Origin of the sequence: Thalassoglobus neptunius, assembly GCF_007859735.1 — a bacterium.
Taxonomy (GTDB): domain Bacteria; phylum Planctomycetota; class Planctomycetia; order Planctomycetales; family Planctomycetaceae; genus Thalassoglobus; species Thalassoglobus neptunius.
Genome location: NZ_SIHI01000001.1, coordinates 2,074,257 through 2,088,046 on the forward strand (window position 1 = coordinate 2,074,257; position 13,790 = coordinate 2,088,046).

Sequence of the window (13,790 nt, forward strand, 5' to 3'; positions counted from 1 at the left end):
AAGCTTCCCGTCCGAAGCAAGCGATTTGTGAATAAGGATTTCATCGTGGACATCACCAAGACTCACATTCAGTCAGACTGGGAAGTCAGTAAGCCACTTCTTTCCTGTGTCTATCATCCAGAAGGCGAGTTCGTTTTCACCGGTTGTGAAGACTATTGCGTCTGGCGAGTCAAGGTGTCCGACGGGACTAAAGAGCAACTCGATTGTGATGCCTGGGTCAGAGCGATCGGGATCGCAGACTCCGGAAACATGTTGATCACAGGGGGCTACGACGGCCGGCTTATCTTCTGGGAAGGAATTCTTTCGACTCCCAAAATTCGCAAGTCAATCGAGGCACACGATGGCTGGATTCGAGCCATCGCAGTCAGTCCGGATCAGTCGTTGGTGGCGAGCGTGGGAAACGATCTCGTCGTGCGAGTCTGGAACACTTCAGACGGAGCCTTGCAGCACGAATTTCGGGGCCATGAGTCGCATATCTACAACGTCTGTTTTCATCCAATTGAGCCGCATCTGGTGTCGGGTGATTTGATGGGGCAACTCATTGCGTGGAACATTGAGAAGGGAGCACAGGAGAGGTCCTGGAAGGCAGAGTCGCTGTCAAAATATGACAATGGGTTCAGAGCGCAAATCGGCGGGTTCCGAGGTTTGACGTTTCGTTCCGATGGGCAATCTCTCGCCGGTTCCGGGATTACAAAAGTCTCCAATGCTTTCGCCGGGATCGGAAATCCCTCCGTCGTAGTCTTCGACTATCCCGACGTAGAAAAGGTGGCGGAATACCTGACGAAAGAACCGCTGCGGGGAGTCGCCTGGAATGTGCGTCTTCACCCTGAGGGAACAATTATCAGCGGATGCGGTGGAAGCGGGGGACGCTTGCTGTTTTGGAAACCGGGGCAAACTGAACAGGTCCACCAGCTGAAGCTTCCTTCCGATATGCGGGACCTGGATCTCTCTGCAGACGGGAAGCGTGTCGCTGTTGCGCTGGCAAATGGTCATCTTGCGATTTGCCTGATGGATGAAAAATCGCCATCATAAGCTTGAACTCGTCCCGAATCTGTGTGTGCTCAACGGACGCCTTGAAGTCTCGGTTGAGTCACACAGTTTCGTCGCACTTACGAGATGATTCGAACTTCGTGCGACCGAGTCACTGAACGGTTGAGTCCTGTTCCTCGCCGTCGATAATTCCAAGCATCACCAACCAGTCAGATTCAATTGCGCACTCTTGAATTGGTCTTCGCGAATTCGTCAGAGCAGGCGGGGCGAAAACCATCTCAAGCAATCCAGGCGAAGGCACAGGCACGAGCAACTTGCTTTGGTTTGTCTTCGCTTTTACGAAATTGATCGAGAAGAAAGTTCCCTCCATGTTGCGTGGTTATGGCTTCGTCGTTGTGTCTTCATTGGCGTTCATGTTTGCTTGGTCCGGTGAGCAAGCTTCATTTGCCGACGAGAGCAAACGTCCGAATATCGTGTTCATTCTGGCGGATGATCTGGGAATCGGAGACTTAGGATTCTATGGACAAGAGCGAATTCAAACTCCGCATATCGATCAGATGTTTTCTGAGGGGATGGAGTTTACACAGCATTACTCCGGGTCGACGGTGTGTGCTCCTTCCAGAAGTTGTCTGATGACAGGTCTTCACACCGGTCATACTTACATGAGAGGAAACGGTGCCGAAGTTGTTCTGAGAGACGATCCAGAAGATCGGACAGTCGCTTCGGCGCTTCAGGAAGCTGGCTATGCGACCGCGATGATCGGTAAGTCCTGTGTGTCGGGAGGAATGTCGGAACTCGACTTGCCGAACCGAAAAGGATTTGATCACTTCTTTGGAGTGTTGAGTCACACCGAAGCTCATCATTACTTCCCGAAAGTCGTTTACCGAAACGGTCAGACGATCCCGCTGCCTGGAAATTCGGAGCACGAAGGAGATCAGTATTGCCACGACTTGTATCTCGAAGAAGCGAAGAACTGGATTCGTGAGCATTCCGATGAGTCATTCTTTCTTCTGTATTCGGCCCACATCCCGCATGTCAGCCTCTATGCTCCTGAGGAATGGAAAGAGAAGTATCGCGGAAAATTTGAAGAGACTCCTGTGACCAACCAGAAGCACTACCGAAACGAACCGGAACCGCTGACGACATGGGCGGCTATGGTCAGTCGTTTGGATTGGGAAGTCGGACAGATCTTAAAAACACTGAACGATTTGAACATCGCGGAGAATACCCTCGTCATCTTCACCAGCGACAATGGAGCAACCGAAGCGGGTGGGCATTCGGAGAAGTCGTTTGAGTCTTCCGGTCTGTTGCGAGGTGCCAAGCGAGATTTGTACGAAGGGGGAATTCGGACTCCCATGGTGGCATGGTGGCCGGGAACGATTCCTGCCGGTTCGGACAGCGATCACATCTCAGCATTCTGGGACTTTTTCCCCACAGCGTGTGAGCTGGCCGGTGCGGATGTTCCATCAGGTCTTGATGGAATTTCCTACGCTCCAACATTGCTTGGAAACAATCAAGACCAGCAGCAGCATCCCTGGCTCTATTGGGAGTTCTTCGAAAAGGGCGGAAAACGTGCCGTTCGCATGGGCAACTGGAAAGCTGTGCAACTCGATATGCTCAAGAAACGTCCGAGTCCGATCGAACTCTATCATCTTGGAATCGATCCGCGCGAATCGAACGATGTCGCTGAGGATTATCCGAACATCGTTGAAGTGGCCAAGCAGATCTTCGAAGAAGCGAGAACGGAGTCACCGATCAGCCGGTTCAACTGGTCGTCCGACGAGTAAACCGTTTCCGTGGTTGTTGAGTGCTTGTGATCATCGGTGAGTGCAGTGCCTGCTAATGCGAGGCACTGCCAACCCAAAAAGAAAGTGCTCTAATCGAGGAAGGCCAGCCATCCGGAAGTGCCATCGCGGGCATCGGTTCGATCTTGAAGTGATGCAATTAGAGAAGCACACGTGACTCGTGGCTTGGTGACGACTTGCTCACCTTCTTCGAGACCGCTGATGATTTCGATTTGAGAATCGTCGTTGATTCCGACTTCGACAATTCTCTCTTCGACATAGTCTCCGCTTTTGACGAAGGAGTAGTAATCCCCTCCGATTTCGACGACAGATTGATGGGGAACGCGGAGGGCATTTTCTCGCTGTTCGGAGATGATCGTGACATCCGCTGACAGCCCGGGAGCGATGGTCCGAGCGAGTTCCGGATCGATGTCGAGAGCGACGGTCACTTTGTATTCTCGAAGATGGTAGTTCGGGTAACGACCATTCGTCGGAATTTTGGAAACGTGACTCACTGTGCCGCGGAAAGGCGTCTCCTGAAGTGCGTCGATCGTGACGATTGCATCAGAGTCATGATTGATCAACCGGATATTGGACTCGTGCACTCGAAGTTCCACTTTGAGATTGTCTCGGTCGGGGATGTGTGCGATCTGCTGGAGGTACCGAACTCGGCTTCCTTCTTCGATCCCTTGGGCGGAACTCGAATTCTCTCGAGCATGAATGACTTCGCCGGCGTTCCTGGCGATGATCTTGCACGCCTCGATATTGGACTTCAGGCGTTCCTGATAAGCCTTATAGATGTTGTAGGATCGTTCTCTGGAACTGAGAGTGATCTGCCGGCTGAGTTCTGCTGATCGGGCGGCGATTTTGACTCGTTCCAGATTTCGCTCTGCTTCCTGGCTCTGAGCGACATACTGAGTCATGTTCCGGACGTAAGTGTGGTCGGTGTAGATGTTGAGTGCGTCTGTCGCTTGCGCGTACTTGTTCTCTTCGCGGATCACTTTCAGCCGTTCCGCTTCGCAATCATCGTGCGCTCGGTATCCACGTTTGAACATGGAAAGCGTGAACTCGTAAGACTTTTGAGCCCTCGCCATTGTTTCTTCAGCAAGGACTTTCGCACTCTCCAGCTGATGCAGTTTCTGCGGATGTTCCGCGTTCACATATGCATCCAGCTTGAGCTTGGCGAGTTCGAGTTTGAGTTCGGCGGCGGCAATTTTGCTCTCGTTGGTGAGAACCTGGATGTTGAGATTTTCTCGTGCCTGTTCGAGAGCGGCAATCGAGTTGATGTAGCGGACTTCGCGTTCCTGAAGCCGTTCGCGCAAGTCTGCGTCGTCGAGGACAGCGATCACGTCACCCGGCTGGACATACGTTCCCTCGGGGACGATTTCGACGATGGTCGTCGACCATTCGCAGTTGCTGGTGAGAGTGTTTCGTTCAGCGCTTTGGAGTTCACCCTGCTGAGTGACGACTTGATCGATGTGACCTCTCGTCACGACAGCAAATCCGTCCTCGGCAACAACAAGCGGTTTCTCCGCAACACCCCAACTGGCGATGGGGACGCTCATTACCATGAGCGTGAGGATGACGACCAGAGAAAGCAGAATTTTTCCGCTGCGCTGGGAACCAACGTGTGTGGTAGGTTTCATGGTGGCCAAACCTTCAGATGCGTGTTTTCATCGCGATGGTGGGATGACAGCCGGGAGCTGTCTGTGCGATGAAAGGTGGGTGTGGGGAGCATTTCAGATTGCCCCCGCTGAGGAATCAATTGTACGACAGAGCGGGTCGAATGTCCAATCGACTCTATCGCCACAGCTTCCCAATCGGAAGAGTTCCTCGACCGGGCAGTTCATAATCGGCCGAAACCGGATCTCCCGGTCTGTTTTCGGGGGACCGCGACGGTTTGCCCAAATGCAATTTTTATTCTGGAAATCTCTGTTGATTCCCAACTATGGATTTGAGCGGGGAGGACGACGTTTTCGCGAAGATGATTTGGAACAGTTTTGACACCGATGTTGCTTATCCAGAGGGTGACCGCATTGGTTGCACAGCGGGATCGGTCGTTCGGCTCGTTCGAGTTGCGTTGTCGACTTGAGCTTCGGTGGCGCCTTCTTTCGACTTGATCGTGACGTCTTTGGTGTCGATGTCTTGACGGCCGAGGCAGCGGCTTTCTTTTCGACAGCGCTTTTCATCGGGACCGAAGAATGGGCTAACTCGTCCGCACTGGAAGATCCTTGCATCGGTGCGGAGCGTTCCCGTTCAAGCGACGGTGCGGAAACGGGTGGTTGGGATTGTTCCGGCTCCTGATCCAGTTCGGTGTCGAGATCCATTTCGAAGTCATCATTCAACACCTGATCATCGACCGGAGCTTCGGGTGGGGCAGTTTCGGTTTCCCCGGGACGAACGATCGTGGCGCGTGCTTCTCGACCACTTGTCGTTTCAATGGCCGAGACGCGCAGCCGACCCTGTTCGTTGTAACCGATCGTGACCGAAATCGGTGATTTCATGGGAAGGTTCGGGGGAAGATCATCGATCAGGCAGTCGCCGAGTTCAACGAATTCTTCGCCCTGGCTGGCTCCGCTTTCGACGATATGAAGATGAACACGCTTCTGGTTTTCCCGAACTGTTCCAAAGTCTTGCTTGTAGATACAAGGCAGCTGTGTGTTCGATGGAATCAAATAGTGCGGGCGGAGAAGATCGGTTTCGGGGTCACGGATCAGAATCCCGAGGCCTCGCCCGGTCACGCTTCTCTGCTGAAAGTTTTGAAGTCGCGCGGATGCCGTATCGTCCAGCGACGACTGCTGAAGTCGTTGCCCACTGAGGAGCATTCCTGCGTAATACGCTGCACCGTTGGCAATGGACTGGTCGGGGGAAAGAGTCGTGTTGAGAGTTGTTCCGCTGATGTTTTGAAGCATCTCCCGGACCATGGGCATTCGGGAAGCTCCGCCGGTGACGAGTACTGAGTCGACATGTGCCCAACCAAGTTTGTGGTCTTTGAGCATCTGTCGCGTGATTTCTTCGGTTCGATCGACCAGGCCCTTGGAAAGCATTTCAAAGGTCTCTCGAGAAATGGCGAAGGTCTTTCTGCGACCATCATGTTGCACGAGAATCGATGCTCGCGGCCGAACACTTAAGCTTCGTTTCACTTGCTCGATTTCAGTGGCGAGCGCCTGCATACTCTCACGGTCGATCCTTGGATCACTAATAGAATCTTCGACGTATCGGTCACAGGCGAATTCTTCGAGAACCTTGTTCCAGTCGAGTCCCCCCAGACGCAAGTCTCCTCCGGAGGCGATGACGGTGACTTCGTTCTGGTTGTAGCGGACAAGGGAGAGGTCAAAGGTTCCGCCGCCGAGATCGAACACCATGACGGTCTGTTCGTTGGCCAATTCGGCGAACCACATTCCATCGCTCAGAACATGGCACATTGCCGTCGCGACCGGCTCGTTAATGATGTCTACTCGATCGAGACCAGCTTCGAGTCCGGCCTCAACGGTCAGTTGTCTCTGGACATCACTGAACTGGGCAGGCACCGTGATCACCGCGCAATGGATTCGGCCGAGTCGTTCTTCTGCAGACTCGAGAAGTTTCTTCAGGATGAAGGCGGAAATGTCCTTGGGACGGTAGACCTTGTGGTCCATGATCCATGTCTTGTTCGGATCGCCCATGAATCGTTTCGCGTGTCGAACGACGCGGTCAGGCATCATCACTGCGTTGCGAAGAGCTTCGGTTCCGACGACAACTTCATCACCGTCGAAAAGAACGACCGACGGAGTTGAGAGTTCCCCTTCAGAGTTGGGGATCGGGACCGGTTGACCGCTCGGCGTTAAATGGGAAATGCACGAGTATGTGGTCCCAAGGTCAATGCCGATCGGATGGACGCGCTTCTTTGTGCGATTCAATGACATGAGCAGCTTTTCGAATTTCGAGTCCAATACCGGAGTTTGAATAATTCAAATGATAACACCCGTGAATCAATTGAACCAAGTCACCGGTTGAGAACCTGTCTGGCGAATGCGATCAATGAAACGGGATTAATCACCCGGAAGTGCATTCGTCGAACCCTTGATCCGGGTTACGCGAATGCGCTCCAATGACCTGGCTGAGACAGCGAGTGTGCCCTATTCAAGAAACGGCGATCAGCGGACCGATTTAACACCCCTCATGTGGCCGATTCTCAGAAGTACAGAATAGCGAAGCGGACAACACGTTGCGAAGCGGTCTTCCCGGATTTGCAAGAACACGCGGAGGACACGAAGAATGTAAATTTCATCGCGTGCAGGGAAATCATCTCAGGATGGTCTAAAACTCGTCGATGTTTTGACCGTCAGCCCGGTCGAGAAGATTGCGATAGACAAGAGAGGTAATATTTTCGCTTAGAAATCGCACAGAGCCATCACAGAGAAGAAATTGAGCTCCGCCTGGATGGTGGCTTCCGAACCCGCCGGGATCGAACGCATACGAAGCTGGCAATTCAGGTTCCGGAGGACGAACAGGGGCTTCTGCTTCTTCTGCACCCATCGAGCCTTCGTCCTCAGCCTCGTCTGTGCCGTATCCACCATATCCGGAATAGCCAGCACCGTATCCTCCTCCATAACCGCCGTTGCCGAAGTCCTTCTGTGTGTTCCAATCAACCGAATCACGTGACTTCTGACCGGTCGCAATCGCGGTCAGGTCATTGTAGTAGCGGCTTCCTTCGGGAGTTTCATTGATCGCAGCTCCGCCATTGCGAAGACTCGATCTGGTCCCCGATGCCCATCCGAGATCTTGCGGATTCCGGATCGCTTCTCCGGCGAGAATCGTTGAAGCTGTTCCGTCATAAATGTCGTTGTACGCAGTCCGACTATTCAGAAAGAGAACTCCGTGATTATTGACGTCAATCGGAGCAGCCACAGGATGGTGATTTCCTGCATAGCTACTGAGGGCCACACCATGATTCTCTGGGACAGCGTTTCGTGCAGTTGATTGAGAAGGGCAAAGATACGTCGAAATGACAGTCTTACGAGCAGTCAGATTTTTCTCTGCGTAGATGCTGAGAGTCGGATCAATTGCTGAGAAGAGATTGGGTGCTTCAATGTACGGAAGAATCGAAATCAGCCAGCCGTGGTGATACCCCTCGGGAAACTGCTCAATCGGGCCAGTCAAGTTGACGACTCCGGGAGGAAAAACCTCATGGGAGGCTTGATAGCTGTGAACGGCGAAACCGATTTGTAGCAAGTTGTTCTTGCACTGCATTCTGTGGGCTGCTTCACGTGCCTGCTGAACAGCGGGCAGCAGCAGTGCAACGAGGATCGCCATAATGGCAATGACAACGAGCAATTCGATGAGTGTGAATCCGGTCCGTCTGGACACGTTCTCTCCAATCAAAATCCCCGGGACAGTTCAATGAACGACAGTTTAACGAACGTCAGCCTCGGCATTACGATCGAGACATGAAAGTCATGATCTTTGACGAGGTTAGACGAATCACTCCAGGAACTTCCGGATGTCTGGTCGTCGGCTGAGCTGGATCGTTCAGCTTATGACTACGGCGAAAGCTCCTTGTCTGTTGGTCTAATTTCGCGAGTTTGATGGAATTGTGCAATTCGCAAACGCAAGGTCAGACTGAGCTTTGAAGCCGGGACTCGTTTCGGAAGTGATATCGCTTCCGTAAGAGGGGAAGAGTTCGCACACCAGAATGCTCTTGCAAGGTCGCGGGACAGATTCACTCGCGACAAAAAAAGAACCCCGATGGCCGAAGCCACCGGGGCTGCTACTGCACCAACACAGTGCAGTCGCGCGGGCGAAGAATTTTCGAACCTGATTTCGAGCGAAGGATCAGGCAAAGAGCTCAGAGACGGCTTCTCCGCCATCGACAACTTTCATTGGACGACCGAGCGGGCTGATGTTTTCGTGGTTGGCATCCACGTTGAGACTCTGGCAGATCGACTGAAACAAATCGTGGACTCCAACAGGACGGTCGACAATTTCGTTGCCGTCTCGGGAAGTCGCTCCGATTGTTTGTCCTCCCCTGACTCCACATCCAGACAGCCAGACGTTGAACGCCCGGGGGAAGTGGTCGCGGCCGCCACGAGGATTCACGCGTGGTGTTCTTCCGAATTCTCCGGCAAATACCACGAGTGTGTTTTCGAGCATGCCTCGCTGTTTGAGGTCCTTGATCAGAGTTGCAGACGCAGGATCGACTTCCCGAGCTTTCTCAGAGATCGTCGAAAAGTTGTCCTGATGTGTGTCCCAGCCATTCGATCGGACTTCCACAAAACTAACTCCGGACTCGACCAGCCTGCGTGCCAGTAAGCAGCCGCGTCCGAAGTCCGAGTCCCCGTATTCTGACGTCAATTGCTCTGACTCTCCGGAGAGGTCGAAGACCTGTGATTGCGGGCTGAGGACCAGCTTTGAGGCTTTCGTGTAGAGTTGACGATGGTTCTGAACCGGCTGTTCTCCACCGCGAGCAGCGAATTCTTCTTCAAGTTCGCCAAGGAGTCCCAAACGACGCTGATAGCGCGACGCAGACTTTTGCAACGCCAGATTTTGAGGCAGGGATCCCGGACGAGTCACGTTAAAGGGTTCGTAATCGACACCCAGAAAGCCCGCGCCGATGGTCTGGCCAATCGAGACGAAACTCGGAAGATCGTTTTCGTGGTCCGCAAGTTGTTGAGCGATGCAACTTCCCAGACTTGGGTGCTTGACGCTTCCGGAAGGGACATATCCGGTGTGCATCTGATAGGTCGCCCGTTGATGGGCTCCTTCTTTATTCTGCATGCTGCGAATAATCGCGAGGTCATCCATGACGCTCGCCAGTTTTGGCCAGTCCTGAGCGATTCGAATTCCCGGAACAGATGTCGAGATGGCTTCCGTCCCTCCCCCGTTCTCGTGATTGGGTTTAGGGTCAAATGTCTCCAACTGGCTGGGACCTCCGGCGAGCCAAATGAGGATCATCGATTTCCCTTGCTGACGCAGTTCGTCAGCGTGTAACGACATGACATCCCGAAGCGGAAGAAACCCGGAAGCAAGGGCTCCTGCAGAGAGATTTCTCAGAAATCGACGTCGATTCAACCGCCCGGAATTCAGGCTGACGGATTCATGAACGAATGCGGACATGTTTGTTTCCTTCGGGTCTCTGCAGTGAATGACAGAGCGAATTCTTTCGAGCACTCCAGTAACGCGGCAGTATTGACGAGGCAACATTGCGAAACGGAACTGCCAAACAATGGAATCGAGTGTGCAGCACCAACTTCTCTAACGACGAGTAATAAACTCTGTCGAATTGAGAAGGCTCCAGTAGATGTCTTCGAACGCCTCGTTTCGATTGTCGATTTCGGAGAGAAACCGTTTGTTAATGGATACTTCTCGATCCGTGGGTTCGCGGCTGAGGACACGCAGATACAACTCTGACAGAGCATCCGAGTCGTCGGGATACTCGCGGAGTAGCCTTGAGAGCATCGTGTTGCCGGTTCCTCGAATGTTCTGCTCGATGATTGGTGAGTTCATCACGAACAGCGCTTGCGGAATGTTTCCGATGATGTCTTCGGGAGGTGTTGAGGGATCGACGCCAAAGAGTTGCACGAATTGACTTCGTTGGGGATCAATTCCATAGCGTTGTTGAATGGCATTGCCGCGATTACGGCCGGAAATACGACCCATCGATTCGATTTGCAGCACTTCCTGAAGCGACTGATAAATCTGGTCGGCACTCAGTCGAGCTGGAACAGCTGATGCGAACGGAGGTTGATATTCCCCGGAAGGGTTCGCCGTGAGCCGACGTTGATACGCTTGTGTGTTGGCGATCGTGCGATAGACCCATTTGATGTCGTAGTCGTGATCGACGAATCCTTGTGCGAGCATATCGAGAACAGATTCATACATCGCAAATCGTTCGGGGCCCATGTCGTCAACCGGCATGTAAAAGCCTTTTCCGAGCATCTCTGCCCAAACACGATTCACAAAAGCACGAGCAAACCACGCGTTCGTCGGAGAGGTGACGTAATCGGCGAGTGCGTGCCGACGTGTCTGGTCGGACGAACCGGGGTTAACCTCTGGTCCTCGAACTTCAGGAATAAAGAATACGGGTTCCGTGAGCGTTCCCTGAGAAGCGGGGTTGCTCAGATTGGGCATGTAATATTCCAGTTCTCCCCGTCCAGGCTGAGCCATGTTGGCCATCTCCCGGATGCTTTCGAACTCTTTCAGTGACAGCTTGCCATTCTTGTCGGAATCTGAAGCTGCGAGGATCTGATCGAATCGCGTGGCAAATGGGCCTCTTGCTTCAGCCTTCACCAGAAACCCGTCACGATTCCGATCCAGTGCACGGAAGATCTGATCGACGTTTTCAGTGTAACGGCCGCGGCGATTGGATTGTTCCAGCGAGCGGACTGCAAAACTGCGGGGATCGTCTCGATCTTCTCGGCGAACGGTGACTCGTGGGAGAAAGGCCGCCAGCCCATGAAATGAGTCCCGAGTCCAGGAGTCCGTCGGGTGATCATGGCAATTCGCACAACTCAGTTGAATCCCGAGAAAGATGCGGGAGATTTCAGCCGCGACTTCCTGCGGTTCACCAGTATGAGAGAAAATGAGACCTGTCGCTCCGGTATCCATGACAGATCCGGTTGCGGTGATCAGCTCGCGTGTAATTTGGTCCCATGATCGATCTTGTTCAATTTGATCGATGAACCAGGTTTCGAATGCTGGTTCCACAAGACGGATTCGTTGTTCGGTGGCGCGAGATGTTACAACTCGCTTGAAGTAACGTCCCCAGAAGTTCGCGAACTCGTCAGATTCAATCAGTCGGTCGATCACTTTCGCTCGCTTATCGACGTCAGGATCGAGACCGAAGACAGTGATTTCGCTGGATGAGGGAACGCGACCAATCAGGTCGAGATAGACTCGGCGAAGAAAATCCTCGTCCGACGTGGCCGGTGCCACAACGACATTTTCTTCCAGAAGGAGCCGCTGTAATTCCTGATCGATTTTCGCTGCAAAATCCTGCTCTGATCCATGACAGGCACCGTTCCAGATCGAAATCGATCCAGCCAACGCAATGATCATCAAGTGTTTCATATTCGAGCCTGAAGGTAAGTCGTCGATATTTCTGCTTCAGCGAACTCAAAAAGCAGTCAGGTCTTGGATTGAACACCGCTCTGTGCGAACAGTTTCGAATGAGTTCGGTCTTTTCTCGGGCGAACTCGAAGCCAGCATGATCACGAAGCCAACGTCATCACGGTTTGAGAAGCGCAACTTCAATGGGAAGCATGAATCATGAATGGGACGTTCGCTTAGAATGTTGGTTCAAGGCGAAGGTTCAGTTTCAGCGCGAGGTCCTGCAGCTTTTCGATCGCGTTCATCTGAAGTTGGCGAACGCGTTCTTTGCTCAGCCCGACTTTCTTGGCGACCGACTTGAGCGTCTCGGACGACTGCTCTTCATTCAATCCGAAGCGTTCGCGGATGATGACCATTTCGCGCTCATCAAGACATTGTTCAAAGTGATCAATGAGTGCGTCCGCGATCTTATGATCGAGTGGGGCATCGAGATCGCGAGACGGGACGACGTCTCCCAGGATCTCTGATGAAGTATTGACCTCACGGTTCTGACGCCGTTGTTGTCGCTGCATGACTCGATAGTAATGACGCTGGATGGCATGCGTCGCATAGGTGCTGAAGCGAAAGCCTCGAGAGTAATCGAATTTGTCCACAGCGTTGACGAGTATCATGTTTCCTTCGCTGACAAGGTCTTCGAAATCGTTTCGTGTTCGCGCAAACTTCTGAGCAATGGAAGCCACTAGGCGAAGGTTGGCTTCGACAATCGCCGAGCGGGCTTTTTTCGACTCTTCCAGAAAACGTTCATAACGTGCCTTTGCTGAAGGATTCGGTCCTCCGTCGTTTCGATCGAACTGAACGCGAGACGCTTTGAACTTCATGAAGTTCATCTTCTTGAACAGGAAGGCTTCACCTGTCGGAGTGAGAAGCTGGTGAATCATCCGGTTCGTTGTCGGGCTCTGTTCATTGAGCTGTGCCGGTGGTTGAGTCGCATCATACAGGCTCTCAGGGCATTCCCCTTGCAGTTTCGACTCAGTGAGCTTCTCAAAGTCCGGGTGGTCGATGAATGAAATCGGGTTCGTCGGTGTACTGGGTGATTTGCGAGAACGAGGGGCAACGGAAGTCGCTGACTGAGAAATGGCCATGAATCTGCTCCGGGGTTAAAACGTTCAATACGTTCACTGTACTCTCTTTTTGATTCGTGAAAATATCAAAAAACGTTCAAGGCGTTCATTTCGTTCAAGTTTGTGGAGCGGCGGTTGTTTCGAGTCGTCATATGTCCAGATCGGATTTTCCGGGACGAGTTGAAAATGAGACGTACGAACGGAATAATTGGTGCTTTCCGATGACAGACTCCTCACGAGAAGGAAGTTTTGATGCTGAACAAGAAAGACTTGGAGCTGTTCAAAGAGCTTTTGAGTGTTCAGGAGGCCAGAATTCGCGGAGATGTACAAACGCTGACGTCAGGTGCGTTGGGAAGTGGCAACGAGTCGCGAACACCCACACACATGGCAGAACTCGGAACCGAAACCTATGAGCAGGACTTTTCGCTTCGCGTCATGGAGAGCGATCAGGAAGTACTCAAAGAAATTCGTGCTGCTCAGAAGCGTATGGAAGAAGGAACCTACGGGATTTGCGAGGGATGCGAAGACGCCGGTCGACCCCCATCCAAGCGATGGATTCCCAAGACTCGGTTGAAAGTGATTCCTCACGCAAGATATTGCGTTTCCTGTGCGGAAAAACTTGAACGTCAATTCAGCTATTAGAGCCAGTCATTTTGACTGGCTATGTTTGGATTGAGTGATCATGAGAGCAGATTCTTCTGTTTCTTAGATTGATCGTTCGCGTTCTTTCCACGCAGGTACGCATTGATTCAACGGGAAGCACAGCTTCAGACTGCTGTTTGAGACGATTCCGGTCCATTCACCGGAGCAAACGGTGAACTCTGGGTTTCTTCCCGTATTGTTGGAGTGATTCACACGATCGCTTCAA

The 13,790-nt window shown here is 52.5% G+C and carries 9 protein-coding genes; 3 read left to right on the forward strand and 6 right to left on the reverse strand.

Translation table 11 applies throughout. The features are described from left to right. Positions 1–45: 45 nt before the first annotated feature. Both KOR42_RS08160 and KOR42_RS08165 read left to right on the forward strand, forming a co-directional pair. The gene (locus KOR42_RS08160; protein ID WP_146508673.1) at positions 46–1,032 is read left to right on the forward strand and encodes a WD40 repeat domain-containing protein; all 987 of its coding nucleotides are present in this window, start codon (positions 46–48) and stop codon (positions 1,030–1,032) included. A 326-nt stretch (positions 1,033–1,358) separates the two neighbouring features. Further along, entirely contained in the window at positions 1,359–2,777 is a 1,419-nt protein-coding gene (locus KOR42_RS08165) for an arylsulfatase (protein ID WP_146508675.1), read from the forward strand. An 89-nt stretch (positions 2,778–2,866) separates the two neighbouring features. On the opposite strand, the gene KOR42_RS08170 is transcribed toward KOR42_RS08165, so the two are convergent. The 6 genes from KOR42_RS08170 to KOR42_RS08195 all read right to left on the reverse strand — a co-directional run bounded on the left by KOR42_RS08170 (position 2,867) and on the right by KOR42_RS08195 (position 12,943). Further along, positions 2,867–4,420: an efflux RND transporter periplasmic adaptor subunit gene (locus tag KOR42_RS08170; protein ID WP_146508677.1), complete on the reverse strand. Its 1,554-nt coding sequence runs from the start codon at positions 4,418–4,420 to the stop codon at positions 2,867–2,869. A 300-nt stretch (positions 4,421–4,720) separates the two neighbouring features. Next, complete coding sequence (locus KOR42_RS08175; RefSeq protein ID WP_146508679.1) at positions 4,721–6,679, reverse strand: Hsp70 family protein; 1,959 nt, start codon at positions 6,677–6,679, stop codon at positions 4,721–4,723. A gap of 394 nt (positions 6,680–7,073) precedes the next feature. Beyond that, positions 7,074–8,123 carry a DUF1559 domain-containing protein gene (locus tag KOR42_RS08180; protein WP_146508681.1) on the reverse strand — a complete coding sequence of 350 codons (1,050 nt, stop codon included), beginning with the start codon at positions 8,121–8,123 and terminating at the stop codon, positions 7,074–7,076. 465 nt (positions 8,124–8,588) lie between these two features. After that, on the reverse strand, positions 8,589–9,869 hold the full coding sequence (locus KOR42_RS08185) for a DUF1501 domain-containing protein (RefSeq protein ID WP_146508683.1): 1,281 nt from the start codon (positions 9,867–9,869) through the stop codon (positions 8,589–8,591). A gap of 138 nt (positions 9,870–10,007) precedes the next feature. Then, positions 10,008–11,810 (reverse strand): DUF1549 domain-containing protein, encoded by a 1,803-nt coding sequence (locus KOR42_RS08190; RefSeq protein ID WP_197440980.1) that lies wholly within the window; start codon positions 11,808–11,810, stop codon positions 10,008–10,010. Positions 11,811–12,037: 227 nt separating this feature from the next. Further along, positions 12,038–12,943 (reverse strand): sigma-70 family RNA polymerase sigma factor, encoded by a 906-nt coding sequence (locus KOR42_RS08195; RefSeq protein WP_146508687.1) that lies wholly within the window; start codon positions 12,941–12,943, stop codon positions 12,038–12,040. 231 nt (positions 12,944–13,174) lie between these two features. Between KOR42_RS08195 and KOR42_RS08200 the strand changes: the two genes are divergently transcribed. Continuing rightward, on the forward strand, positions 13,175–13,564 hold the full coding sequence (locus KOR42_RS08200; RefSeq protein ID WP_146508689.1) for a TraR/DksA family transcriptional regulator: 390 nt from the start codon (positions 13,175–13,177) through the stop codon (positions 13,562–13,564). Positions 13,565–13,790 lie beyond the last annotated feature (226 nt).

Excerpts from the sequence above, each read along its gene's own strand:
- KOR42_RS08170 (WP_146508677.1), bottom strand. The coding sequence starts at position 4,420 with ATGAAACCTACCACACACGTTGGTTCCCAGCGCAGCGGAAAAATTCTG.
- KOR42_RS08200 (WP_146508689.1), top strand. The coding sequence starts at position 13,175 with ATGCTGAACAAGAAAGACTTGGAGCTGTTCAAAGAGCTTTTGAGTGTT.
- KOR42_RS08190 (WP_197440980.1), bottom strand. The coding sequence starts at position 11,810 with ATGATCATTGCGTTGGCTGGATCGATTTCGATCTGGAACGGTGCCTGT.
- KOR42_RS08165 (WP_146508675.1), top strand. The coding sequence starts at position 1,359 with ATGTTGCGTGGTTATGGCTTCGTCGTTGTGTCTTCATTGGCGTTCATG.
- KOR42_RS08175 (WP_146508679.1), bottom strand. The coding sequence starts at position 6,679 with ATGTCATTGAATCGCACAAAGAAGCGCGTCCATCCGATCGGCATTGAC.
- KOR42_RS08185 (WP_146508683.1), bottom strand. The coding sequence starts at position 9,869 with ATGTCCGCATTCGTTCATGAATCCGTCAGCCTGAATTCCGGGCGGTTG.
- KOR42_RS08195 (WP_146508687.1), bottom strand. The coding sequence starts at position 12,943 with ATGGCCATTTCTCAGTCAGCGACTTCCGTTGCCCCTCGTTCTCGCAAA.